Annotated in this window: 23 protein-coding genes and 1 riboswitch; of the genes, 5 read left to right on the forward strand and 18 right to left on the reverse strand. The window is 66.9% G+C overall.

The window, feature by feature from the left end:
- Positions 1-23 precede the first annotated feature (23 nt).
- Positions 24-494 (forward strand): YidB family protein, encoded by a 471-nt coding sequence (locus tag ACSQ86_RS29530; RefSeq protein WP_093107094.1) that lies wholly within the window; start codon positions 24-26, stop codon positions 492-494.
- Between the two features lie 10 nt (positions 495-504).
- Positions 505-1683 (forward strand): MFS transporter, encoded by a 1179-nt coding sequence (locus ACSQ86_RS29535; protein ID WP_436306213.1) that lies wholly within the window; start codon positions 505-507, stop codon positions 1681-1683.
- On the opposite strand, the gene ACSQ86_RS29540 is transcribed toward ACSQ86_RS29535, so the two are convergent.
- A complete protein-coding gene (locus tag ACSQ86_RS29540; RefSeq protein ID WP_436310232.1) occupies positions 1680-2531 on the reverse strand; it encodes a lysophospholipase in 852 nt (283 codons plus the stop codon). The two genes, ACSQ86_RS29535 and ACSQ86_RS29540, sit on opposite strands and share 4 nt — an antisense overlap.
- Positions 2528-4021, reverse strand: coding sequence for a M20 family metallopeptidase (locus ACSQ86_RS29545; protein ID WP_436310233.1), 1494 nt, complete (start codon positions 4019-4021; stop codon positions 2528-2530). The genes ACSQ86_RS29540 and ACSQ86_RS29545 overlap by 4 nt, the downstream gene beginning before the upstream one ends.
- Before the next feature lie 115 nt (positions 4022-4136).
- Here ACSQ86_RS29545 and ACSQ86_RS29550 point away from each other — a divergent pair, with 115 nt between their 5' ends.
- Entirely contained in the window at positions 4137-4946 is an 810-nt protein-coding gene (locus ACSQ86_RS29550) for a DUF72 domain-containing protein (protein ID WP_436306380.1), read from the forward strand.
- Between the two features lie 12 nt (positions 4947-4958).
- Here ACSQ86_RS29550 and ACSQ86_RS29555 read toward each other — a convergent pair whose 3' ends face one another.
- From ACSQ86_RS29555 to ACSQ86_RS29575, 5 genes are all read right to left on the reverse strand, one after another.
- Positions 4959-5495 (reverse strand): bactofilin family protein, encoded by a 537-nt coding sequence (locus ACSQ86_RS29555; RefSeq protein WP_436294844.1) that lies wholly within the window; start codon positions 5493-5495, stop codon positions 4959-4961.
- Positions 5496-5745: 250 nt separating this feature from the next.
- The gene (locus ACSQ86_RS29560; protein WP_436310234.1) at positions 5746-6342 is read right to left on the reverse strand and encodes an IMPACT family protein; all 597 of its coding nucleotides are present in this window, start codon (positions 6340-6342) and stop codon (positions 5746-5748) included.
- A gap of 10 nt (positions 6343-6352) precedes the next feature.
- Complete coding sequence (gene metW / locus ACSQ86_RS29565) at positions 6353-6940, reverse strand: methionine biosynthesis protein MetW (RefSeq protein WP_093107082.1); 588 nt, start codon at positions 6938-6940, stop codon at positions 6353-6355.
- A 55-nt stretch (positions 6941-6995) separates the two neighbouring features.
- Entirely contained in the window at positions 6996-8150 is a 1155-nt protein-coding gene (gene metX, locus ACSQ86_RS29570; RefSeq protein WP_436310235.1) for a homoserine O-succinyltransferase MetX, read from the reverse strand.
- A 117-nt stretch (positions 8151-8267) separates the two neighbouring features.
- The gene (locus ACSQ86_RS29575) at positions 8268-8834 is read right to left on the reverse strand and encodes a TMEM165/GDT1 family protein (protein ID WP_436306217.1); all 567 of its coding nucleotides are present in this window, start codon (positions 8832-8834) and stop codon (positions 8268-8270) included.
- Between the two features lie 6 nt (positions 8835-8840).
- Positions 8841-9029, reverse strand: a riboswitch (yybP-ykoY riboswitch).
- A 246-nt stretch (positions 9030-9275) separates the two neighbouring features.
- On the opposite strand from ACSQ86_RS29575, the gene ACSQ86_RS29580 reads away from it, so the two are divergent.
- A complete protein-coding gene (locus tag ACSQ86_RS29580) occupies positions 9276-9809 on the forward strand; it encodes an RNA recognition motif domain-containing protein (RefSeq protein ID WP_436306218.1) in 534 nt (177 codons plus the stop codon).
- A 79-nt stretch (positions 9810-9888) separates the two neighbouring features.
- On the opposite strand, the gene ACSQ86_RS29585 is transcribed toward ACSQ86_RS29580, so the two are convergent.
- The 4 genes from ACSQ86_RS29585 to ACSQ86_RS29600 are packed head-to-tail and all read right to left on the reverse strand — an operon-like array spanning position 9889 to position 12852.
- Positions 9889-10662 carry an SDR family oxidoreductase gene (locus ACSQ86_RS29585; RefSeq protein ID WP_436306219.1) on the reverse strand — a complete coding sequence of 258 codons (774 nt, stop codon included), beginning with the start codon at positions 10660-10662 and terminating at the stop codon, positions 9889-9891.
- Positions 10659-11306: an LPS export ABC transporter periplasmic protein LptC gene (gene lptC, locus ACSQ86_RS29590; RefSeq protein ID WP_436306220.1), complete on the reverse strand. Its 648-nt coding sequence runs from the start codon at positions 11304-11306 to the stop codon at positions 10659-10661. The genes ACSQ86_RS29585 and lptC overlap by 4 nt, the downstream gene beginning before the upstream one ends.
- Positions 11303-11851 carry a KdsC family phosphatase gene (locus ACSQ86_RS29595; RefSeq protein ID WP_436294837.1) on the reverse strand — a complete coding sequence of 183 codons (549 nt, stop codon included), beginning with the start codon at positions 11849-11851 and terminating at the stop codon, positions 11303-11305. Before ACSQ86_RS29595 ends, lptC begins: the two co-directional genes overlap by 4 nt.
- Positions 11851-12852, reverse strand: coding sequence for a KpsF/GutQ family sugar-phosphate isomerase (locus ACSQ86_RS29600; protein WP_093107070.1), 1002 nt, complete (start codon positions 12850-12852; stop codon positions 11851-11853). Before ACSQ86_RS29600 ends, ACSQ86_RS29595 begins: the two co-directional genes overlap by 1 nt.
- A 68-nt stretch (positions 12853-12920) precedes the next feature.
- Between ACSQ86_RS29600 and ACSQ86_RS29605 the strand changes: the two genes are divergently transcribed.
- Positions 12921-14906 (forward strand): cation:proton antiporter domain-containing protein, encoded by a 1986-nt coding sequence (locus ACSQ86_RS29605; protein ID WP_436306221.1) that lies wholly within the window; start codon positions 12921-12923, stop codon positions 14904-14906.
- A gap of 25 nt (positions 14907-14931) precedes the next feature.
- On the opposite strand, the gene ACSQ86_RS29610 is transcribed toward ACSQ86_RS29605, so the two are convergent.
- The 7 genes from ACSQ86_RS29610 to rpmH all read right to left on the reverse strand — a co-directional run bounded on the left by ACSQ86_RS29610 (position 14932) and on the right by rpmH (position 20482).
- A complete protein-coding gene (locus ACSQ86_RS29610) occupies positions 14932-15867 on the reverse strand; it encodes a zinc ribbon domain-containing protein (RefSeq protein WP_436310236.1) in 936 nt (311 codons plus the stop codon).
- A 26-nt stretch (positions 15868-15893) separates the two neighbouring features.
- The gene (locus ACSQ86_RS29615; RefSeq protein WP_436306223.1) at positions 15894-16361 is read right to left on the reverse strand and encodes a Crp/Fnr family transcriptional regulator; all 468 of its coding nucleotides are present in this window, start codon (positions 16359-16361) and stop codon (positions 15894-15896) included.
- A gap of 85 nt (positions 16362-16446) precedes the next feature.
- The gene (gene mnmE / locus ACSQ86_RS29620; protein ID WP_436310237.1) at positions 16447-17853 is read right to left on the reverse strand and encodes a tRNA uridine-5-carboxymethylaminomethyl(34) synthesis GTPase MnmE; all 1407 of its coding nucleotides are present in this window, start codon (positions 17851-17853) and stop codon (positions 16447-16449) included.
- Between the two features lie 69 nt (positions 17854-17922).
- Positions 17923-19602 (reverse strand): membrane protein insertase YidC, encoded by a 1680-nt coding sequence (gene yidC / locus ACSQ86_RS29625; protein WP_436306225.1) that lies wholly within the window; start codon positions 19600-19602, stop codon positions 17923-17925.
- The gene (gene yidD / locus ACSQ86_RS29630; RefSeq protein WP_093107057.1) at positions 19599-19889 is read right to left on the reverse strand and encodes a membrane protein insertion efficiency factor YidD; all 291 of its coding nucleotides are present in this window, start codon (positions 19887-19889) and stop codon (positions 19599-19601) included. Before yidD ends, yidC begins: the two co-directional genes overlap by 4 nt.
- Positions 19886-20272, reverse strand: a complete 387-nt coding sequence (locus ACSQ86_RS29635; RefSeq protein ID WP_093107055.1) for a ribonuclease P protein component — start codon at positions 20270-20272, stop codon at positions 19886-19888. Before ACSQ86_RS29635 ends, yidD begins: the two co-directional genes overlap by 4 nt.
- Before the next feature lie 75 nt (positions 20273-20347).
- Complete coding sequence (rpmH, locus tag ACSQ86_RS29640) at positions 20348-20482, reverse strand: 50S ribosomal protein L34 (RefSeq protein ID WP_007834827.1); 135 nt, start codon at positions 20480-20482, stop codon at positions 20348-20350.
- Between the last annotated feature and the right edge of the window lie 304 nt (positions 20483-20786).

Genomic DNA, 20786 nt, shown 5'->3' on the forward strand with positions numbered 1-20786 from the left:
CCCCATTACTTCAGGAGCCCACCATGGGATTGCTCGATTCGGTACTCGGACAGGTGCTCGGCGGTGCACAGCCACAGGCCCAGGACGGCAGCATAGGCAGCCGCGGCGGCATGGGCGGCGGACTCGGTGATCTCGGCGGCCTCGCGGGTGCGCTCGGCGGGCTGCTCGCCAACAATGGCGAGCAGGGCGGTCTGGGCGGCCTGGTCTCGAAGTTCGAGCAGGCCGGCATGGGCGACGTGATCGGCTCCTGGGTCGGCAAGGGGGAGAACGCACCGATCTCGGGCGGGCAGCTGCAGGACGTGCTGGGCAGTGACGTGATCTCGAGCATCGCGCAAAAGCTCGGCATCAACGCGGCGACGCTGCTGCCGATGCTGGCCACGCTGCTGCCCACGCTGATCGATCAGCTCACGCCGAAGGGCCAGGTGCCGGCCGAGGGGCTGGGCAACCAGGACGACCTGCTGTCCTCGTTGAGCGGCCTGCTGCAGAAGGGTTGAACAGATCTCGATGAAGCGCAATCTCTGGCTGCTCGCCGTTTGCCAGGGCTTGTTCCTGACCAACAACGTCACCTTCATCGCGATCAACGGCCTCGTGGGCCTGGCGCTCGCACCGCGCGGCTGGATGGCCACGCTGCCCGTGATGGGCTACGTGGTTGGCGGCGCACTCGCTACCGGCCTGGTGGCGCGCACGCAGCAGCGCTTCGGGCGGCGCCACTCGTTCCAGATCGGCCTTGCGGTGGCGCTGGGCTCGGCTCTGCTGTGCGCGCAAGCCGCGGTCTGGAAAGACTTCTGGTTGCTGTGCTTCGCCACGGTGGTGGCCGGCTACTACAACGCGAACGCCAGCCTCTACCGTTTTGCCGCCGCCGAATTGGCCGCTCCTGACGGGCGCGAAAAGGCGGTCTCGCTGGTGATGGCAGGCGGGCTGCTCGGCGCCGTGGCGGGCCCGAACCTCGCGGCCGTCACGCGCGACTGGTTCCCGGTGCCCTTCGCGGGCGCCTATCTGGCGCTCGCAGCGGTGGCGCTGCTCGCGATGGGCCTGATGCACTTCATCGACTTTGCCGCTCCGCCGCCCAAGAGCACGACCACCGGCGGCCGCTCGCTGGCCGAGATCGCGCGCCAGCCGGTGTTCATCGTCGCGGCGGTGTCGGGTGCGCTCGGCTTCGGCGTCATGAACCTGCTGATGGCCGCGACGCCGATCGCGATGCAGATCTGCAGCCTGCCCTTCGGCGACATCGCGCTGGTGCTCGAATGGCACGTGATCGGCATGTTCGCGCCGGGCTTCTTCACCGGCCACCTGATCCGCCGCTTCGGCGCGCTGCCCGTGATGGGCGTGGGGCTCGCGCTGAACCTCGGCTGCATCGCAGTGGCACTCTCGGGCGTGGATCTGCATCAGTTCCTGATCGCGCTGTTCATGCTCGGCGTGGGCTGGAACTTCCTCTTCACCGGAAGCACGACGCTGTCCCTGTCGGCCTACACGGCCGAAGAAAAGGACCGCGCCCAGGGCGCACTCAACTTCTGCATATTCGCGACACTGGCACTGAGCTCCTTCGCCTCGGGCGTGCTGGTCACCACGCAAGGCTGGCGGCTGCTGAACTTCGGCTCGCTGGTGCCGGTGGTGCTGACGGGTGCGGCGCTGCTGTGGCTTGCACGTCGACAGCGGAGTACAGCCGCGGCGGCGACCGTCTAGGCAGACGGGAAGCGCTCGCCGAGCCAGCGCTCCAGCGTCTCGAACACCGGCGTCGCATCGCGCTCGTTGAAGATCTCGTGATAGAGCGCCGGAAAGCAGGTGGCGCTGAGCACCAAAGCCGGCGCGGCGGCCGCGAAGGCGCGGCTGGCCGCAGGCTTCACGAGGCGATCGTCGCCCGCGTAGATCAGGAGCGTCGGCACCTGCCATCGCGGCGCGGCCGCCTGAACGACCGTACCTTCGTCGGCCAGAAAGCGCGCGAGCCGGGCGCCGATGCGATCGTGGCACAGCGGATCGTCGCGGTAGGCCTGCACCACGGCCGGGTCGTGCGAGAGGTAGTGGTCGTCGAGCCCGTTGCCCACGCGCAGATCGGGCGCCACGCGCGACAGCAGCGCGATCAGGAATTTCTGGAATGCGCCGAGGCCCGGATCCAGCCCCGGCGATGAAAGCACCAGCGCATCGACCCTGCGGACCGCCCGCGCCACGAAGCTTGCGGCGACCAATCCACCGAGGCTATGGCCCAGCAGCACCAGCGGCAGGCCGGGATGGCTGCGCCGCGTGTCGTCGACCACGAGCGCGAGATCGTCGACCAGCCGCATCACGCTGGGCAAGCCGCCGCGTGGGCCGCTCGATGCGCCGTGGCCGTGGTGGTCGGCGGCACGCGCCGCGAAGCCCCAGTCGTTGAGCCGCTCGGCCACGCGCCGGTAACGGCCCGCATGCTCGCCGATGCCGTGCACCAGCAGGACGATGGCCTTTGCAGGAAGGTCGGAGGGCAGCGGCCACTCGTGGACGGCCAACGTTTCGCCGTCCGGCGTGCGCAGCGTGCTGTTCTGCGTGGGCTGCGGCTTCAAGCGGCGAGGGCGTGCGCCGCCGGCAGCGCGGCGATCACCTCGGCCACCGCCGCGGTCAGCTTCTTCGCATAGGGCACATGCAGGAACTCGTTGGGGCCGTGCGCATTGCTCTTGGGCCCCAGCACGCCGCAGACCATCATCTGCGCCTTCGGGAAGCCGACGCTCAGCATGTTCATGAGCGGGATGGTGCCGCCCTGGCCGATGTAGCCGCAATTGGCGCCGAAGTGCGCCTGCGACGCGGCATTGAGTGCACGCTCGAACCAGGGTGCGGTGCCGGGCGCGTTCCATCCGGTGGCGCCGCCGTTGCTGTCGAAGGTGACCCTGGCCTGGTAGGGCGCGTTGTCTTCGAGCAGTGTCTTGAGCTGCTGCACCGCCTGATCGGCATCGACCAGCGGCGGCAGGCGCAGCGAAAGCTTGAAGGCGGTGTAAGGACGCAGCACGTTGCCCGCATCCTTCAATGCCGGGAAGCCTTCGGCACCTGTCACCGAGAGCGTCGGCTTCCAGGTGCGGTTGACCAGCGCCTCCACCGGGTCGCTGGTGGTCGGCAACGCGAACGCGGTCGCGCCGCCGCAGTCGTAGTGCGCCCACGGAAAGCGCTTGTAGACCTCGTCGCCGAGGATGGCTGCAGTGGCCTGCGCCTGCGCGAGCCTTTCGGCCGGCACCTCGCAATGGAAGCTCTCCGGCAGCAGGCGGCCGGTCTTGCTGTCTTCGAGGCGGTCCAGCACCTGCCGCATGATGCGGAAGCTCGAGGGCACGAGGCCGGAGGCATCGCCGGAGTGCACGCCCTCGGTCAGGATCTCCACCTTCAGCGTTCCGCTCGCCATGCCGCGCAGCGAGGTGGTGAGCCACAGCTGATCGTAGTTGCCGGCGCCCGAATCGAGGCAGATCACGAGGCCCACTTCGCCGAGGCGCGGACGCAGCGCGTCGATGTAGGGCAGCAGGTCGTAGGAGCCGGATTCTTCGCAGGTTTCGATCAGGCCCACGATGCGCGGATGCGCCACGCCCTGCGCCTTGAGCGCCTGCAGCGCCGCCACGCTCGCATACACCGCGTAGCCGTCGTCGGCGCCGCCGCGGCCGTAGAGCAGGCCGTCTTCGTATTTCGGCGTCCACGGCCCGAGGTCGTTGCGCCAGCCGGTGAACTCGGGCTGCTTGTCGAGGTGGCCGTACATCAGCACGGTTTCCTTCATCTCGGTGCCGGTGGCCGGCACTTCGAAGAAGAGCACCGGGGTGCGGCCTTCGAGTCGCACGATCTCGAACTTCAGGCCCTCGACTTTTTGCGCCTCGACCCATCTGGCCGCGTTCTGAAGAACGGTTTCGAGATAGCCGTTCTGCACCCAGTCCTTGTCGAAGCCGGGCGACTTGGCCGGGATCGCGATGTAGCCGGTGAGTTGCCTGAGGATGTCCTGGTCCCACTTGGACGAGACATCTGACAAGACGCGCTCGGCATCGAGCAGGCCAGAGGGCATTTCGCGGTGCAGGGGAGCGTTCATGGGGTCTCCGCGTGTGAGAAGGGGCGTGGCGAATTATGGGCGCAGCTCGCCAAACCCGCAGGCCTTGGGCTAATCTCGCCGCTGCTTCAGAGTGGCAGCTTTTTCGAAAGGCGAGATCTTGAGCAGTACGAACAAGCGCATCCGCGTCGGCATCGGAGGTTGGACCTACGAGCCCTGGCGCAACAATTTCTATCCCGCCGGGCTGCCGCAGAGCCAGGAGTTGAGCTACGCCAGCCGGCAGCTCACGGCGATCGAAGTCAACGGCACCTACTACAGCAGCTTCAAGCCGCCGACCTTCAAGAAGTGGCATGACGAGACGCCCGACGATTTCATGTTCTCGCTCAAGGCATCGCGCTTCGCGACCAACCGCAAGCAGCTGTCGGCGGCCGGCGAGTCGATCGCGCGTTTCGTCGAGAGCGGCATCGCCGAACTGGGCAACAAGCTGGGGCCGATCGTCTGGCAGTTCATGCCCACCAAGGCTTTCGATGCGGAGGACTTCGAGGGCTTTCTCGCGCTGCTTCCGAAGAAGGAGGGCAGCCGCACGCTGCACCACGTGCTCGATGTCCGGCACGAGAGCTTCATGACGCCGGAGTACCTGGCGCTCGCGCGCAAGTACGAGGCCGCGACGGTCTTCACCGACGCCGACAAGTTTCCGTCCTTCGCCGACCTGACCGGCGAGTTCGTCTATGCGCGCCTGATGATGAGCGACGCCAAACTGAAAAGCGGCTATGCACCGAAGGCGCTCGATGCATGGGCCGAGGCAGCCAAGACCTGGGCCGAGGGCGGTTCACCGGCTGCGTTGCCGCGCGTCGAGAAGGCCGCGCCGAAGGCTGCCGCGGCGCGCGACGTGTTCATCTACTTCATCAACGGCGCAAAAGAAAAGGCACCGGCCGCAGCAGGTGCCTTGATTCAGCGCCTGGGCTGAACTGAAGTCGCGTCAGGCGGCGGCTTGCAGTGCCGGCTTGGCACTGCTGCTGCTGCTGCCGGCGGATGCGCCGAAGCTGATCTCGCCGGACAGCTGGCCGCCTTCTTCGACCACGATCTTGCCGTAGCGGATCTTGCCGGTGACCTTGCCGGTGGAATGAATGACGAGCTTCTCGCGCACGGTGAGATTGCCGTCGAAGAGGCCGCGAATCTCGGCGATGTCGATTTCGGCCGAGCCCTTGAACGCGCCTTGTTCGGCGATCTGCATGACACGCGAATCCATCGTCGCTTCGACCAGGCCTTCGACCACGAGCGTGTCGCAGTCGGTGATCTCGACACCCTTGAGCTTGATGTTGGGGCCGACGGTGAGCTTGCTGCCGCCTTCCTTGGCGGTGCTCGCTGCCGCATTGGCCGCTTGGGCCGACAGGTTCGAAGGATTGACCGGCGTGCCCGAAAGGTTGGTGCCGGAACCCATCAGCGGCGCGGGACGGGAGGGGAGGGAGTCGGCGTCGCGATCACGCTTGCCGAAGAAGGGGGACTGTGTGGCCAATGGGGAGCTCCTCAAAAGGGCTATCGTAAGAAGGCGCTTACGGCGCTTCGCACTTCATTGCGCAAGAAGCGTAACTGAATACGTCTCGAACACGCGTCGTTGGGAACTTTCGTCTGCGTGAAGGGCACGTCAACAATGTCAGCGCTCCTCACTTCAGACTCTGAATCGCGCGCAGGAGGGCTGTTCGACCTGATCTTGATCGCCGTGATTGTCACGAGCGTGACGGTCGTCATGCTCGCGCGACGAACTTCTATGGCGTGATCGCCCGCTGCCAGACGGCGCGCCCTTGCGCAGCATCGTCGACCCTGGCGATGAAGCCGGCGGCTTGGGGCTCGGGCAGCGTGAGCGAGAAGTGCACCATGCTGTCGTGGCGAACTTCGACCAGCGTGGCGCCGGCCGCCGCGATCTCGCGGCGCAGCGCGCCTTCGAGTGCGTACGGCACGGCGCACTGCAAGCCGCACTGGCGCACCAGCGGCACCAGCACTGCACCGGCGAGCGCCTGCGCGATGCTGTCGGTGTAGGCACGCACCAGCCCGCCCGCGCCGAGCTTGATGCCGCCGAAGTAGCGAACGACCGTTGCGAGCACACCTTCGAGTTCGTGATGTCGCAGCACTTCCAGCATCGGCCGGCCGGCGGTGCCACCGGGCTCGCCGTCGTCGTTGGCCGCGGATTGCCCTCCGGCCATCAGTGCCCAGCAAACATGGGTCGCGCCGGGATGCGCGCTGCGCAGTGCATCGACGACCGCCTGCGCCGCGGCACGATCGGCGATCGGCTGGACGCGGCCGATGAAGCGGCTCTTCTTGACGAGCAGCTCGCTGTGCTGCGGCGCGGCAAGCGTGAAGGGCATCGTTCGCCCGCTAGCGTTCGCGTTCGAACTTGAAGACCGCCGTGCTGGCGCGCGCATTCGGCAGCCAGCGCACCTCGGCGCCCTCCTGCAGGCCAAAGGCATCGAGCACCCGCAGCCGGTTCTTGCGCGCGAGCACCTCGAAATCCTTGAAGGTACCGACGCGGATGTTGGGCGTGTCGTACCACTGGTAAGGCAGGCGTCGCGTGACCGGCATGCGGCCGCGGGCGATGCTGATGCGGTTCGGCCAGTGCGCGAAGTTGGGGAAGGCGACGATGCCGATGCGCCCGACGCGCGCGGTTTCGCGCAGCATCACTTCGGCATTGCGAAGGTGTTGCAGCGTATCGATCTGGAGCACGACGTCGAAGGAGGCGTCGTCGAACATCGCGAGGCCTTCGTCGAGGTTGAGCTGGATCACGTCGACGCCGTGCCGTATGCATTGCAGCACGTTGCCGTCGGCGATCTCCACGCCGTAGCCGCTGCAGCCGCGTTCGCGCTGCAGCAGGTCGAGCAGCGCGCCGTCGCCGCAGCCGAGGTCGAGCACTCGCGAGCCCTCGGGGACGAGCCGGGCGATCACGCGCTGGGTGTCCAGATCGCTCATTGGAAAACCTCCGCGCTGCGCGCTGCGGTATTCGCCTTGGGAACGGCCCGGCGGCTCATGCGGTCGCTCCCTCTTTCGCGATGCGCTCGAAGTAGGAGCGCACCACGCTCATGTAGCGCACGTCGTCGAGCAGGAAGGCGTCGTGTCCGTGCGGCGCATCGATTTCCGCGTAGCTCACGTTGCGGCGGTTGTCGAGCAGGGCCTTCACGATCTCGCGGCTGCGTGCCGGCGCGAAGCGCCAGTCGGTGCTGAAGCTCACGAGCAGGAACTTGGCCGTGGCCTGCGCCAGCGCGGCGCGCAGATCGCCGCCATACGCACGCGCAGGATCGAAGTAGTCGAGCGCGCGCGTGATCAGGAGGTAGGTGTTGGCGTCGAAGTACTCGCTGAACTTGTCGCCGTTGTAGCGCAGGTAGCTTTCGATCTGGAACTCGACCTCCTGGGTCGAGTAGAGAAAGTCCGCGCTCGACACTTCGCCCTCGACCGCACTGCGCAGCGCGCGACCGAACTTCTCGTTCATGAGGTCGTCGCTCTGGTAGGTGATGTGACCGATCATGCGGGCGATGCGCAGGCCGCGCTTGGGGATCACCCCATGCTCGTAGAAGTGACCGCCGTTGAAGTCGGGGTCAGTCACGATCGCGCGGCGCGCGACTTCGTTGAACGCGATGTTCTGCGCCGTCAGGCTGGGCGCGCTGGCGATCACCACCGCATGGCGCACGCGCTCGGGATATTGCAGCGCCCACGACAGCGCCTGCATGCCGCCGAGGCTGCCGCCCATCACCGCAGCGAGCGTCCGAATGCCGAGCGCATCGAGCAGTGCAGCCTGCGCGCGCACCCAGTCCTCGACCGTGACCACCGGGAAATCGGCGCCATAGACACGCCCGGTCGCAGGGTTGACATGCATCGGCCCGGTGGAGCCGAAGCAGGAGCCGAGGTTGTTGATGCCGATCACGAAGAAGCGGTCGGTGTCGACCGGCTTGCCGGGGCCGATCATGTTGTCCCACCAGCCCTCGGATTTGTCCTGGCCCGCGTAGACGCCCGCGACATGGTGCGAAGCGTTCAGCGCATGGCAGACGAGCACCGCGTTGCTGCGCTCGGCATTGAGCGTGCCGTAGGTTTCGTAGGCCAAGATGTAGTTGGCAATCGATGCGCCGCTGCTGAGAGGCAGCGGGCCTGCGAACGGCATCGATTGCGAGGAGACGACCAACGACATGAATGAAAAAGACCCGGCCTCGCCAAAAACGAGCCGGGTCCGGCATCCGTCTTTAGCTGCATTTGTTAAGCGCCCGCAAGCTGGAGCAAATCGGCGCGTCCGACGAGTATATGCGGCTCAGCCCCAGCCTATCAACGCGGCAGCGCCGAGCATGAGGAACAGCACGGCGGAGACGCCGTGAACCAGGCGGATCGGCACGCGCTTCACGATGCGCTCGCCGAGCCATACGACCGGCGCATTCGCCAGCATCATGCCGAACGTGGTGCCCAGAACCACCCAGACATAGGCGCTCACGTAACGCGCGGCGAGCATGACGGTCGCGATCTGCGTCTTGTCGCCCATCTCGGCGAGAAAGAAGGCCGTCACGGTGGTGCCGAACACGCCGAAGTGCGAAGCCTTCGGCATATCGTCCTCGTCGAGCTTGTCGGGGATCAGCATCCAGAGCGCCATCGCGATGAAAGAGCCGCCCAGAATCCAGCGCAGCACATCGGGCCCGAGCGTGTGCGTGACCCAGTTGCCCACCGCGCCCGCGAGTGCGTGGTTCAGCACGGTCGCGGTGAAGATCCCCAGCACGATCGGCCAGGGCCTGCGGAACCGTGCGGCGAGCACGAGCGAGAGCAATTGGGTCTTGTCGCCCATTTCGGCGAGCGCGACCACGCCGGTCGCAACGAGAAAAGCTTCCACGAGAAAGGGGTTCCTTGGGCCGAAGGACGAGGACGCAATTGACCGTGCAACGCCTTCGGCCATATCCGAAGTTGCACGGTCAAAGGTCTCGCCAGGTGGAACACTGCCTGCGCCATGTCCTGCACGGGGCAGGACAAGTCTGTTGACGCAAACCCTTCTCGCGATGGAAGGCGGCTACTCCCCAATGACCGCGCGATTGTAGTGCAGCACCGAGGATGCTTGTAAGCGTGCGCTAGCTTTCGAAAAATTTCGAGCGCGGCGCGGTTGCGGGCAAATTCCTACTTGCGCTGGAAGCATTTCACACATAATGCACGAGCCTCCCTTCAGATTTCGGGGCGGTGATTCGGTGATCGGTCAGTTTCGCGCGGCTCGACGGATTTCGTTTGGGTGGTGCTCTCGGGACTCCATCGCTTTTCTTGATGTGTTTATAGGAGTCCCTTGATGGGCAACAAACTGTACGTCGGTAACCTGCCTTATTCGGCACGCGACGATGATCTCCACAACGCCTTCAGCCAGTTCGGCACCGTGGCAAGCGCCAAGGTCATGATGGAGCGCGACTCCAGCCCCCCGCGTTCCAAGGGCTTCGGATTTGTTGAAATGGGCAGCGATGCAGAAGCGCAAGCGGCCATCAAGGGCATGAACGGCCAGGACATGGGCGGCCGCAGCGTCGTCGTGAACGAAGCGCGTCCGATGGAAGCCCGTCCGCCGCGCAGCGGCGGCTACGGCGGTGGTGGTGGCGGCGGATATGGCGGCGGCGGTGGCGGCTACGGTGGTGGTGGCGGCGGTCGCAGCGGTGGTGGCGGTTACGGCGGCGGCGGCGGTGGTTACGGCGGCGGTGGCCGCAGCGGTGGTGGTGGTGGCGGCGGCGATGGCGGTTTCCGCAGCCCGTACGGCGCCGGTCCGCGCGGCGGTGGTCGCGGCGGCTACGGCGGGGGCGGTGGTGGCGGCGGCAACGGTGGCAACAGCGGCTACTGAATTCCGCGCCCCACAAGCAGCAGAAGAAAGGCTCCCTCGGGAGCCTTTTTTGATGGTGATGCGACAGACAGCTCCAGGCTCATTCGCCACGCCGCTTTTTGCGCCCGCGCCCCTGCACCGCGCGGTCGAACAAGGCGTTGGGCAGCAGGCGCATGAGCTTGGCGACCACACCCATCTGCCACGGAATCACCCGGTAGCTGGCGCCGGCCTCGATCGCACGAAAGGCCCGATCGGCGAAGTCGTCGGCTCGCATCAGAAAGGGCATGCCGTAGCGATTGCCTTGCGTCAGCGGGGTGTCGACGTAGCCAGGGCAAAGGGTGACGACCTTGACGCCGCCGGCGCGCAGCTCACCGCGCAAACTCTCGCAGTAGGCCACCACACCCGCCTTGCTGGCGCAGTACGCGCCGTGGCCGGGGAGGCCGCGAATCGACGCGACGCTGCCGATGCCGACCAGCCGGCCGCTGCCGCGCGCCCTCATCGCGGCAATGAAGGGATGGAAGGTCGCGGCCAGGCCGACGTTGTTGATCGCAAATGTCTGCGCGAGCACGTCGAGATCGCCGCGGTCCTCGGTGTCGATGCCCACACTGATGCCGGCATTCGCGATCACCACATCCGGGACACCTTGGTGCGCGATGCAGGCAGCGCCCGCTGCGACGATGCTGTCGGTGCACGCGACGTCTGCACCGTAGATCCGGTAGCGCTGGGCATCGATCTTGGCGGAGCCGGCCCAGGTTTCGATCTCGGCCGTGCGCCGCGCCACCAGCGCGAGGCTATAGCCAGCTTGGTAGAAGCGCGCGGCCAGCGCCTGGCCGATGCCGCTCGACGCACCGGTGATGAAAGCCAGCCGCGTCAATGCTTCGCCCCGGGCGCTGCCGCCGAAGGCATCAGCAGGCCTCGCACGCGGCCCTGCAGGTTGGCGACGCCCGTCAGGTTGTCGTAGTCCAGCGAGTCGGCCGTGAACTGGTCGGCGCCGCGTATCAGGGTGACCGGCTTGTGCGACTTGACGCGCTCCGTGTCCAGGAAGGCGTGCAGGAATTCGCCGCGGAATTCCAGGCGCGGTATGGGCTTGCCGCCGGCCGAGACGGCAGCCTCGCGCACCACGATCGCATTGCCGAAGAGCTGGATCTCGCTGCCGTCGCCGTTCGACAAGCCACGGTTGGCGGTCGCTCGGGTCGTCAGTCCCTCGGGGGAAACGGAGCGCAGCCGGACCTGGTCCACCTCCATCGTGTCGTTGTCCGGATAGTGTCGGCCTTCGGTGCCGAACAGCTCGCTGCGCAATTCGCCGTTCGGCAGGAAATTCTTGATCACGAAGCCGCGCATGAAAAAGTCGGGCTCGTGCTTGGGCGCCTCCTTGGCCGCCGGCTCGAGCAGCTTCGGCGCGTTGCGCACCAGCCAATAGGTACCCAGAGCCAGCGTGGCCGTCAGGATGATCGGCAGGTAGATGGTGAGGCGATCGAAGCCGTCCCGCAGCAGATTCCAGACTACCTTCGCCTTCATGCCGCCGGGCCCCGTGCGCCGTCCAGCAGCCGCCGGTAGTGGCCGCCCGCCGTGAGCAGCAGGTCGCAGAATTCGCGCGCCGCACCTTCGCCGCCGCGCGCCGCGGTCACGTGGTGCGCGATGGCGCGCACCTCGGCATGGGCGTTGGCAGGCGCGGCGGCGAATGCGGCGCGGGTCAGCACGGGCAGGTCGGGCCAGTCGTCGCCGATGGCGGCGGTCTGCATCCAGTCGAGGCCCAGCGCTGCGAGCATGGCCTCGGCGGCCGGCAGCTTGTTTTCGGTGCCGTAGCGCACGTGCTCGATGCCCAGCGCCTGCAGGCGCACGCGCAACGGCTTCGAGTCGCGCCCCGTGATCACCGCCGGCGTGATGCCCGCGGCACGCAGCAGCTTGAGGCCGTAACCGTCGAGGATGCTGAAGCGCTTGAGGGTTTCGCCCTGCTCGCTGAAGTAGACGCCGCCGTCGGTCAGCACGCCGTCGACGTCGAAGAAGGCGACGCGGATGTCCTGCGCGGCGAGCAAGGCCTCCGCCTTGAATTCGAGCGCCATCAAATGACTTTCGCGCGCATCAGGTCGTTGATGCTGAGCGCGCCGATCAGAATGCCGCCGGCGTCGACCACCAGCACGCTCGTGATGCGGTGCTGTTCCATCAGCTCGGCCGCCTCGGCCGCCAGCGCATCGGCACGCAGCGTGCGCGGGCCCCGATGCATCACATCGGCCGCGGTCATGGCGCGCAGGTCCGCGCCGGTCTCGACCTGCCGGCGCAGATCGCCGTCGGTGAAGATGCCGATCGCGCGGCCATCGGGATCGACCACGGCCGTCGCGCCGAGGCCCTTGGAACTCATCTCGCGCATGATCTCGCTGAGGCTGGCGCCGGGCCCGACGCGCGGCACGTCGTCGCCGGAGCGCATGACGTCGCCCACGTGGGTGAGCAGCTTGCGGCCGAGCGCGCCGCCCGGATGCGAACGGGCGAAGTCTTCGGTGCCGAAGCCGCGCGCATCGAGCAAGGCGACGGCGAGCGCGTCACCGAGCGCCATCTGCGCGGTGGTGCTGGCGGTGGGCGCCAGATTGAGCGGGCAAGCCTCTTTCTCGACGCCGCTGTCGAGCACGATGTCGGCATGGCGCGCCAGCGTCGAGTCGGCCCGTCCGGTGATCGCGATCAGCGGCACGCCTTGGCGCTTGACCACGGGCAGGATGGTGGTGAGCTCCTCGACTTCGCCGCTGTTCGAAATCGCGAGCACGAGGTCGACCGCCTTGATCATGCCGAGATCGCCGTGGCTCGCTTCCGCCGGATGCACGAACATCGCCGGCGTGCCGGTCGAGGCGAGCGTGGCCGCGATCTTGCGGCCGACATGGCCGCTCTTGCCCATGCCCATGACGACCACGCGGCCCCGCACTTCGAGGATTTTTCGAACGGCGTCGACGAAGCTCGCGCCCACGCGCTGCTTGAGGCCGAGCACGGCTTCTGCTTCGATATCGAAAGTAATGCGCGCCCGCGCGAGCATCGCGTCGGGTTCGGCCGCAGAGGCCAGGTCGGGGCGGGAGCTCATCGCGGGATTTTATCGGTCAAGGCTTCGCCAGTCTGAACTGAGGGGTTCACATTCAGTAGCATCGGCCCATGTCCTCGTTCGATCTCACGCTGATGTACCTCTTGGCTGCGGTAATCGGCGTGGTCGTCTGCCGGTACCTCAGGCTGCCGCCGATGCTCGGCTACCTGGGGGCCGGCGTGCTGATCGGACCGCACGCCCTGGCATTCGCGCAGAACTCGGAGGGCATCCGGCACCTGGGCGAGTTCGGCGTCGTCTTCCTGATGTTCGTCATAGGGCTGGAGTTCAACCTGCCCAAGCTGCGTGCCATGCGCAAGCACGTGTTCGGCCTCGGGCTGCTCCAGGTGATGCTGACGATGGCGATCGCGACCGTGGGCGCGTTGTGGCTCGCCACCTGGCTGCCGCCGGCCTGGCACCTGGGCTGGCAGACGGCGCTGGCGCTTTCGGGCGCGCTCACAATGAGCAGCACTGCGATAGTCGTGAAACTGATGGCCGAGCGGCTCGAACTCGAGAGCGAACATGGCAAGCGCGTGGTGGGCGTGCTGCTGTTCCAGGATCTCGCGGTGGTGCCCTTGCTGGTGCTGATTCCGGCGCTCGGGGCGCCGCCGGAGACGATGCTGAAGGCGCTCGCCTTCGCCTGGCTCAAGGCCAGCTTCTTGGTCGCCGTGCTGCTCTACGGCGGTCCGCGCGTGATGCGCTGGTGGCTCACGATCGTCGCGCGCCGGCGCAGTGAAGAGCTGTTCATGCTCAACCTGCTGCTCGTCACGCTGGGCTTGGCGTGGCTGACCGAGCTTGCGGGCCTGAGCCTGGCGCTGGGTGCCTTCGTCGCCGGCATGCTGGTGTCGGAAACCGAATTCAAGCACCAGGTCGAAACCGACATCCGGCCCTTTCACGACGTTCTGCTGGGGCTGTTCTTCATCACGATCGGCATGTCGCTCGACTGGCACATCGTGGTGGAGCAATGGGCCCTGGTCGCCGGGCTGCTCGTCTTGCCGCTGGCCTTCAAGCTGATTCTGGTCACGTTGCTGGCGCGCGTACTCGGGGCGACGGCCGGCGTGTCGCTGCGCACCGGGCTCTACCTTGCGCAGGCGGGCGAGTTCGGTTTCGTGCTGCTGACGCTGGCGCAGGGTCAGGAACTCCTGCCGTCGTGGCTCGCGAACCCGGTGCTCGCGTCGATGGTGCTGTCGATGCTCGCAACGCCCTTCATCATCATGTACAGCAATCGCATCGTGCGTAAGCTGGTGGCGAGCGACTGGCTGCAGCAGTCGCTGCAGATGACGACGATCGCGCGCAAGACCATCAACACCGCGAAGCACGTGATCATCTGCGGCTATGGGCGCTGCGGGCAGAACCTGGCGCGCGTACTGGAGCGCGAGGGCATCCCGTACTTGGCGCTGGACCTGGACCCGGATCGCGTGCACCAGGCCGCCGCGGCTGGCGACTCGGTGGTCTTCGGCGACGCGGCACGGCTGCAGGCGCTGATGGCGGCCGGCCTGGCGCGCGCCAGCGCGGTGGTCGTGACTTATCTCGACGTGCCGGGCGCGCTCAAGGTGCTGGCCAACACGCGCGCGCATGCGCCGCAGGTGCCGGTGATCGTGCGCACGCAGGACGATCGCGATCTCGAAAAGCTGCAGGCCGCCGGCGCGACCGAGGTGGTGCCCGAAGCGATCGAAGGCTCTCTGATGCTGGCAAGCCACGCGCTGGCGCTGGTCGGCGTACCCATGCGGCGCGTGATCCGCGTGGTGCAGGACCAGCGCGACGCGCGCTACAACCTGCTGCGCGGCTACTTCCACGGCGCCGACGACGACAACGCCGACGAGCTCGACCACGAGCGGCTCAACAGTTTCACGCTCACCGCCGGCGCGCGCGCGGTGGGCCAGCCGCTGGATCGGGCAGCACTGCAGGCGGTGGGCGTGCGGGTGGCCAGCTTACGGCGGCGCGACGGCAAGGCCGAGGAGGCGCGCGACGACACGGTGCTGGCGGACGGCGACACGCTGGTGCTCTCGGGCAAGCCGGGCGCGCTCGCCGTGGCGATCGAGATGTTGCAGAAGGGCTGAGAACACTGCCCGCGCAGGCCGGCCTTCAGTTGAGCAGGCTCGGATTGCGCTTCTCTTCGTCGATCCGCTGCTGGCGCCGCACGGCATCGCACTGGGTGCTTGCCCTGTATTCGGCCTTGGCGCACTGCGCGACCATGCAGCGCGCACGGCCGAAGAAGCCCTGGCCTGCGCATGCCGTTTCCGGGCTCGCGGGTGCAGTGGGTTCAACCGGTGCTGCCGCCACGACGGGTGCAGGCGCGACGGCAGCGGGCGGCGGCGCGGCAACCGGTGCAACCGGCGCAGCTTTGCGTGCCCTGGGTGCAGCGGTGACCGTGGGCTTGGCCGGTTCGGCCCGCGGAGATGGCACGGCTTGCTCCACCGGCGGCGGAACGGGAGCGGCCGGTGGTGAGGGCTCGGCCGCCGGCGCCTCGGCGACGGGCGCGGATACAGGCGGGGGTGCAGGCGGGGGCGCAGGCGCGGGCGCGGGGGACGGCACGACGACCGGCGTCGGCGCGGCGGCCTGCTGCGTCGCAGGCGGCGAGCTGGCGCTTCGTTGGCCGTACGCGTACCAGCCGCCTGCCGCAAGCACGGCCACCATCAGCACACCGAAGACACCCATCCAGACGCCATTGGATTTGCGCGCGCCGGGGAGTGCGGCTGCATGCAGCGCCGCCTTCGGCGCGCTTGCCCGCACGGCGGGTGGTGGTCGCGGGATAGGCTTTGGCTTGGGCGCGGCCTTGGGCGCAGGCGGCGGCGGCGAGGAGGCCGCCGTGCCCATCACGACCGTGACTTCATCCGCCGCGGGCGCCGGCGACAGCGGCATGCGCTCGGTGATGGGCCACCCGTCACTGCCGGAGGGACGCTCTTCGGCGGGTGCGGGTGCACCGGGCGCCGGCTGCGAGACCAGCCTGTGGCCGCAACCCTTGCAGAATTTCGCGCCGTCACGGTTTTCCGTATGACAGGAAGCGCACACCACGGCCATCTACAGCGACTCCGATGCGAAAAGCTTCAAGTCACCGCGACGCGCTTGGGCCGGTTGACCATCCGCCTGGCGATGACGGCGCCGAGCGCCAATGCCATTTCCAGCGCGAGGTTGGGCTGGCGATTCGACATTTCCGAGAAGCGGATGGGCGTCAGCCGCCAGACGCGGGCGGCGCCCGTGGCCACCACGTTGGCCGAGCGCGGCAGCCTGGAGAAGAAGGCTCCTTCGCCGACCACCGATCCCGGATTGAGGATCGCGAGCCGCATCTGGCCCTTGTCGCCGATCAGGTGCACGCTGAGCGCGCCGCTCTCGATGAAGAAGAGCGTGCGATCGTTGGCGCCTTGGTCGATCAGCACCTGGCCGGCGGCCAAGTCGAACGGCTGCAGATAGCTGGCCAGCGTTTCCCACTGCTGCGGGTTGAAAGCCGGCGCAAAAGCGTCGTAACTGGTGTTCTGCGCAATGGCGCGGCAAAGATCCTGAATGCTCGATGACATGTTGCAAACCCTGCTGTGCGTCCTGGAGTATCTGCGATCGCTCTAATTTGTGGTGACAGAAGTCACAAGCACTAACACTTTTCGTCTACTTTCCGATACAAAACCGGGAAAAAATCACGCCCAGCAAGTCGTCCGCGCCGAATTCCCCAGTGATTTCGTTGAGCGCATTCTGCGCAAGACGCAGCTCTTCGGCCAGAAGATCCAGCGCCTGCGCGCGCGCCGCCAGATGCTCGGCCGCCACGGCGATATGTTCTTCGACCCGCGACAGCGCTTGCACATGGCGTGCCCGAGCGAGGTAGACGCCTTCAGGCACGGCTTGCCAACCCGCGACCTCGAGCAGGCGGCGCCTGAGCGTCTCGATGCCGAACCCTGTCCTGGCAGAAAGGCTGATGCCGGTATGCGCTGCGGCCGAAGGCGCCGCGTCCTGCTTGCTCCATACATCGAGCACCGGCACGCTCGCAGGCAGCTTCTCGCTCAGCAGGCGCATGATCTCGGCGTCCGCCTCCGCGTATTCCGGCCGCTCGGCGCGCGTCAGGTCATGCAGGAAGAGCACGGCATCGGCACCCTCGATCTGCCCCCACGCGCGCGCGACGCCGATCTGCTCGACCTCGTCGGCGCTGTCGCGCAGGCCTGCCGTATCGACCACGTGCAGCGGCACGCCCTGGATCTGGATGGTCTGCGATACCACGTCGCGCGTGGTGCCCGGAATCGGGCTCACGATGGCGAGCTCAGCTCCGGCCAGCGCGTTGAGCAACGAACTCTTGCCCGCGTTAGGCTGACCCGCGATCACGACCTTGATCCCTTCGCGCAGCAGCGCACCCTGGCGCGCACGCTGCTGGACCGCGCTCAGCTGCGTCTGCAGCGACACCAGCTGGCCCTGGGCATCGGCCTTCTGCAGGAAGTCGATTTCTTCCTCGGGAAAATCGAGCGTCGCCTCGACCAGCATGCGCAGGCGGATCAACGCATCGCGCAGCGCATGGATCTCCATCGAGAACGCGCCCGAGAGCGAGCGACCCGCACTGCGCGCCGCCGCCTCGGTGCTCGCATCGATCAGATCGGCGATGGCCTCGGCCTGCGCCAGGTCGATCTTTCCATTGAGGAAGGCGCGCTGGCTGAACTCGCCCGGCTCGGCGACCCGCAGGCCCGCCAGCCGCGGCCGGCCAGTCGCGGGATCGGTTTCGGTGGCGGCTTCCAGGCAGCGCGCGAGCAGCAGTTGCAGCACCACCGGCCCGCCATGTGCCTGCAGTTCGAGCACGTCTTCGCCGGTGAAGGAGTGCGGTGCCGGAAAGTGGATGGCCAGCCCGTGATCGATGGCCGCGCCGCCGGCATCGCGGAAGGGCAGGTAGGTGGCTTCGCGCGGCTTGAGGCTTCTCGCGCAGACGGCCTCGATCAATGGCGCCACCCGTGCGCCGGACACGCGAACGATGCCGACCGCGCCGCGGCCCGAAGCCGTGGCGACGGCGACGATCGGATCGGTGGTGCGCGCAAGCATGGGTGAGGATTCTTTCAGCAAAAAGGGCCGCTTCCGCGGCCCTTGTTCGAAATCGGCGCTCGGCAGCGGCTATTTGCCCAGCACGCCCAGGCGCTTGTTGATGAACCACTGCTGCGCGATCGACAGCACGTTGTTCGTGATCCAGTACAGCACCAGGCCGGCCGGGAAGAAGATGAACATCACGCTGAACGCCAACGGCATGATCCACATCAGCTTGGCCTGCATCGGATCGGGCGGCGTCGGGTTGAGCCAGGTCTGGAACAGCGAGGTCGCGGTCATCACGATCGGCAGGATGAACCAAGGGTCGGGTGCCGACAGGTCGTGGATCCAGCCGATCCACGGCGCGTGGCGCATCTCGACCGAGGACAGCAGCACCCAGTAGAGCGCGATGAACACCGGGATCTGGACCACGATCGGGAAGCAGCCGCCCATCGGGTTGACCTTTTCCTCGCGATAGATGCGCATCATCTCCTGCTGCATCTCCTGCGGCTTGTCCTTGAGCCGCTCGCGCATTTCCATGATCTTGGGATTGATGGCCTTCATCTTCGCCATGCTGGCGTAGGCCTTGGCGTTGAGCCAGTAGAACGCGGCCTTGAGCAGCACCACCAGCGCAACGATCGCCCAGCCCCAGTTGCCGAGCATGCCGTGCAGCTTGTCGAGCAGCCAGTAGAGCGGCTTGGAAATGATCGTGAAGATGCCGTAGTCCTTGACCAGCTCCAGCCCCGGCGCGACGGCCTCGAGCGTCTTCTCGGCCTGTGGACCAACGAAGAAGTCAGCGTCGATCGCCTTGCTGGCGCCCGGCGCGACCGGGCCGGCCGAAGTGATCATGCCGACCGCGTAAAGGTTGGTGTCGACCTTGCGCGCGAACAGGTCGCGCTGGACGCCGTCCTTCAGCAGCCAGGCGCTGGCGAAGTAGTGCTGCACCATCGCCACGTAGCCGTTAGTCGACTCCTTCACGAAGTCGGCCTTGTTGTTCTCGATGTCCTTGAACTCGATCTTCTGGAACTTCTTGGCCTCGGTATAGACGGCCGGACCGGTGAAGGTCGAATAGAAGGACGACTCGCCCGGCGGCTTGTTGCCGTCGCGCACGAGCTGCAGATAGAGCTGCGGCGACACCGGCGCCGTGCCGGTGTTGACGATCTCGTGGCGCACGGTCATGTCGTAGGCGCCGCGCTTGAGCGTCCAGGTCTTGATCAGCTTGACGCCGCCCAGGTCGGGCGATTCGAAGCGCAGCACCAGTTCATTGGCGCCGTCCTTCAGCGCGCGCTCGCCGGTGAAGGCCATCGGTGTCTTGTGCGTGGGGAAGGCGCCGCCGATCAGGCCGGTCTGCGCCACATAGAAGCGGTTCGGACTCTGGTCGAGCAGGACGAAAGGCTTGTCCTTCTCCGTCAGGTCGTCGTGCTGGATGAACTCGCTCTGCGCCAGCGAGCCTCCTTCGGTATCGAAGGTCAGCTTGAGCACGTCGGTGCTGACCACGACTTTCTCGCCCGCCGCAGGCGCCGTCGTCGTGCCGCCCGGAACGGCTGCGGCGCCGGTGCTGTTGCTGCCGGCCGCCGCAACGCTGGCCGGCGGCACCGCACCGGAAGCCGCGCCGGCGGGCGGGGCTGCCGGTGCCGTCGCACTCACGGGAGGCTTGGTCGACGGCAGGAAGGTGGGGTTCTTGCCGTTGTAGACCTGCCATTGGTCCCACAGCAGCACCAGCGAGAAGCCAAAAATCACCCACAGGATGGTGCGGCGGATATCGTTCATGAAGAAGACTTCTTGTCGTCGGAAGAGAGAAAGGAGAACAGCGAGCCCGAAGCCGGGGTCTGGCGCTGCGCCTTGGGGGGAACCGGATCGTGGCCGCCCTGGCACCAGGGCTGGCAGCGGACGAGGCGGCGCAGGGTGAGATAGCTGCCGGCGGCTGCGCCGTGCTGCTCGAGCGCCTCGATGGCGTAGACGGAACAGGTGGGTTCGAAGCGGCAGGATGACCCAAGCCACGGGCTCAGCAACAGGCGATAGGCCTTCACGAGGCCGATCAACAGGCGCCGCATCATGCGCGCGCCGCGGCGGCCCGCTCCAGCAATTGCTGGAGCTCGGCGCGGACGGCGGCCTTGAGCTTGTCGGAGGTCGCGCTCACGAATTCCTTGCGATCGAAAGCAGAACGCAGGCGCACGACATGCGCCGCGGGCGGCAAGAAAGCTTCGGAGGCGGCGCTCACTTGATAGATCTGGCGCTTGATGGCGTTGCGGGTGACCGCACGGCGGGCCCAGCGTTTGGGGACCATTGCGCCGAGCCAGACGTCCTGCGTTTCAAACAGTGGCGCGGCACCCGGCTGCGCATCGAGCGCGCAACGGTGCAATGCGAAGTGGGCGGTGCGCGCCACGGTAGCACCTGCGAGGACGGCCTGGAATTGCGCGCGGGTCTTGAGCCGCTGCATGGGAGCCAAGCGCAAAGCGCCGACGGACGATGACGGCGGCAGCGCTACGACTGGCAACGGTAACTACAGTCGCCGTTAGACGGCGAGGCGCTTGCGGCCCTTGGCGCGGCGCGCGTTGATGACGGCGCGGCCGCCGCGGGTCTTCATGCGGACCAGGAAGCCGTGGGTACGGGCGCGGCGGACTTTGGATGCTTGGTAAGTGCGTTTCATGATGGTTTTCCTGCTTGACCCGGAGGCCGGTTTTCCGATCCAGGGGTCCGGGGTGGTGCTGCAAAGTGCTGCTAGTCGCAGCTCATACCCCGAAACACACAAAGAGGTTTTCAGGGAAACCCGCGATTATCGCAAACATTCTGCCGAACAACAATCCGAGGCCGCTTTCACGCCGTTTTCGTGCTCGCCGCAACGGTGTGGATAAGGTTTTGACAAGTTAGAATCGACGACCCATCACGGGTGCGACTATCCACAAACACAAAACGAAAAATGGCCGAGGGACACACCACATTTCAGAGCACCC

This window comes from Variovorax sp. LjRoot130 (assembly GCF_964253755.1).
In the GTDB taxonomy this organism is placed as follows: Bacteria; Pseudomonadota; Gammaproteobacteria; order Burkholderiales; family Burkholderiaceae_C; genus Variovorax.

Coding starts and splice junctions, on each gene's coding strand:
- ACSQ86_RS29535 (WP_436306213.1), top strand. CDS start 505: ATGAAGCGCAATCTCTGGCTGCTCGCCGTTTGCCAGGGCTTGTTCCTG.
- ACSQ86_RS29545 (WP_436310233.1), bottom strand. CDS start 4,021: ATGAACGCTCCCCTGCACCGCGAAATGCCCTCTGGCCTGCTCGATGCC.
- ACSQ86_RS29595 (WP_436294837.1), bottom strand. CDS start 11,851: ATGGCGCTCGAATTCAAGGCGGAGGCCTTGCTCGCCGCGCAGGACATC.
- yidD (WP_093107057.1), bottom strand. CDS start 19,889: ATGATGCGGCGCCTGTTGATCGGCCTCGTGAAGGCCTATCGCCTGTTG.
- rpmH (WP_007834827.1), bottom strand. CDS start 20,482: ATGAAACGCACTTACCAAGCATCCAAAGTCCGCCGCGCCCGTACCCAC.
- ACSQ86_RS29615 (WP_436306223.1), bottom strand. CDS start 16,361: ATGTCATCGAGCATTCAGGATCTTTGCCGCGCCATTGCGCAGAACACC.
- ACSQ86_RS29600 (WP_093107070.1), bottom strand. CDS start 12,852: ATGAGCTCCCGCCCCGACCTGGCCTCTGCGGCCGAACCCGACGCGATG.
- ACSQ86_RS29610 (WP_436310236.1), bottom strand. CDS start 15,867: ATGGCCGTGGTGTGCGCTTCCTGTCATACGGAAAACCGTGACGGCGCG.
- ACSQ86_RS29530 (WP_093107094.1), top strand. CDS start 24: ATGGGATTGCTCGATTCGGTACTCGGACAGGTGCTCGGCGGTGCACAG.
- ACSQ86_RS29560 (WP_436310234.1), bottom strand. CDS start 6,342: ATGCCCTTCACGCTTGCCGCGCCGCAGCACAGCGAGCTGCTCGTCAAG.
- yidC (WP_436306225.1), bottom strand. CDS start 19,602: ATGAACGATATCCGCCGCACCATCCTGTGGGTGATTTTTGGCTTCTCG.
- ACSQ86_RS29605 (WP_436306221.1), top strand. CDS start 12,921: ATGTCCTCGTTCGATCTCACGCTGATGTACCTCTTGGCTGCGGTAATC.
- ACSQ86_RS29580 (WP_436306218.1), top strand. CDS start 9,276: ATGGGCAACAAACTGTACGTCGGTAACCTGCCTTATTCGGCACGCGAC.
- metX (WP_436310235.1), bottom strand. CDS start 8,150: ATGTCGTTGGTCGTCTCCTCGCAATCGATGCCGTTCGCAGGCCCGCTG.
- metW (WP_093107082.1), bottom strand. CDS start 6,940: ATGAGCGATCTGGACACCCAGCGCGTGATCGCCCGGCTCGTCCCCGAG.
- lptC (WP_436306220.1), bottom strand. CDS start 11,306: ATGAAGGCGAAGGTAGTCTGGAATCTGCTGCGGGACGGCTTCGATCGC.
- mnmE (WP_436310237.1), bottom strand. CDS start 17,853: ATGCTTGCGCGCACCACCGATCCGATCGTCGCCGTCGCCACGGCTTCG.
- ACSQ86_RS29635 (WP_093107055.1), bottom strand. CDS start 20,272: ATGCAGCGGCTCAAGACCCGCGCGCAATTCCAGGCCGTCCTCGCAGGT.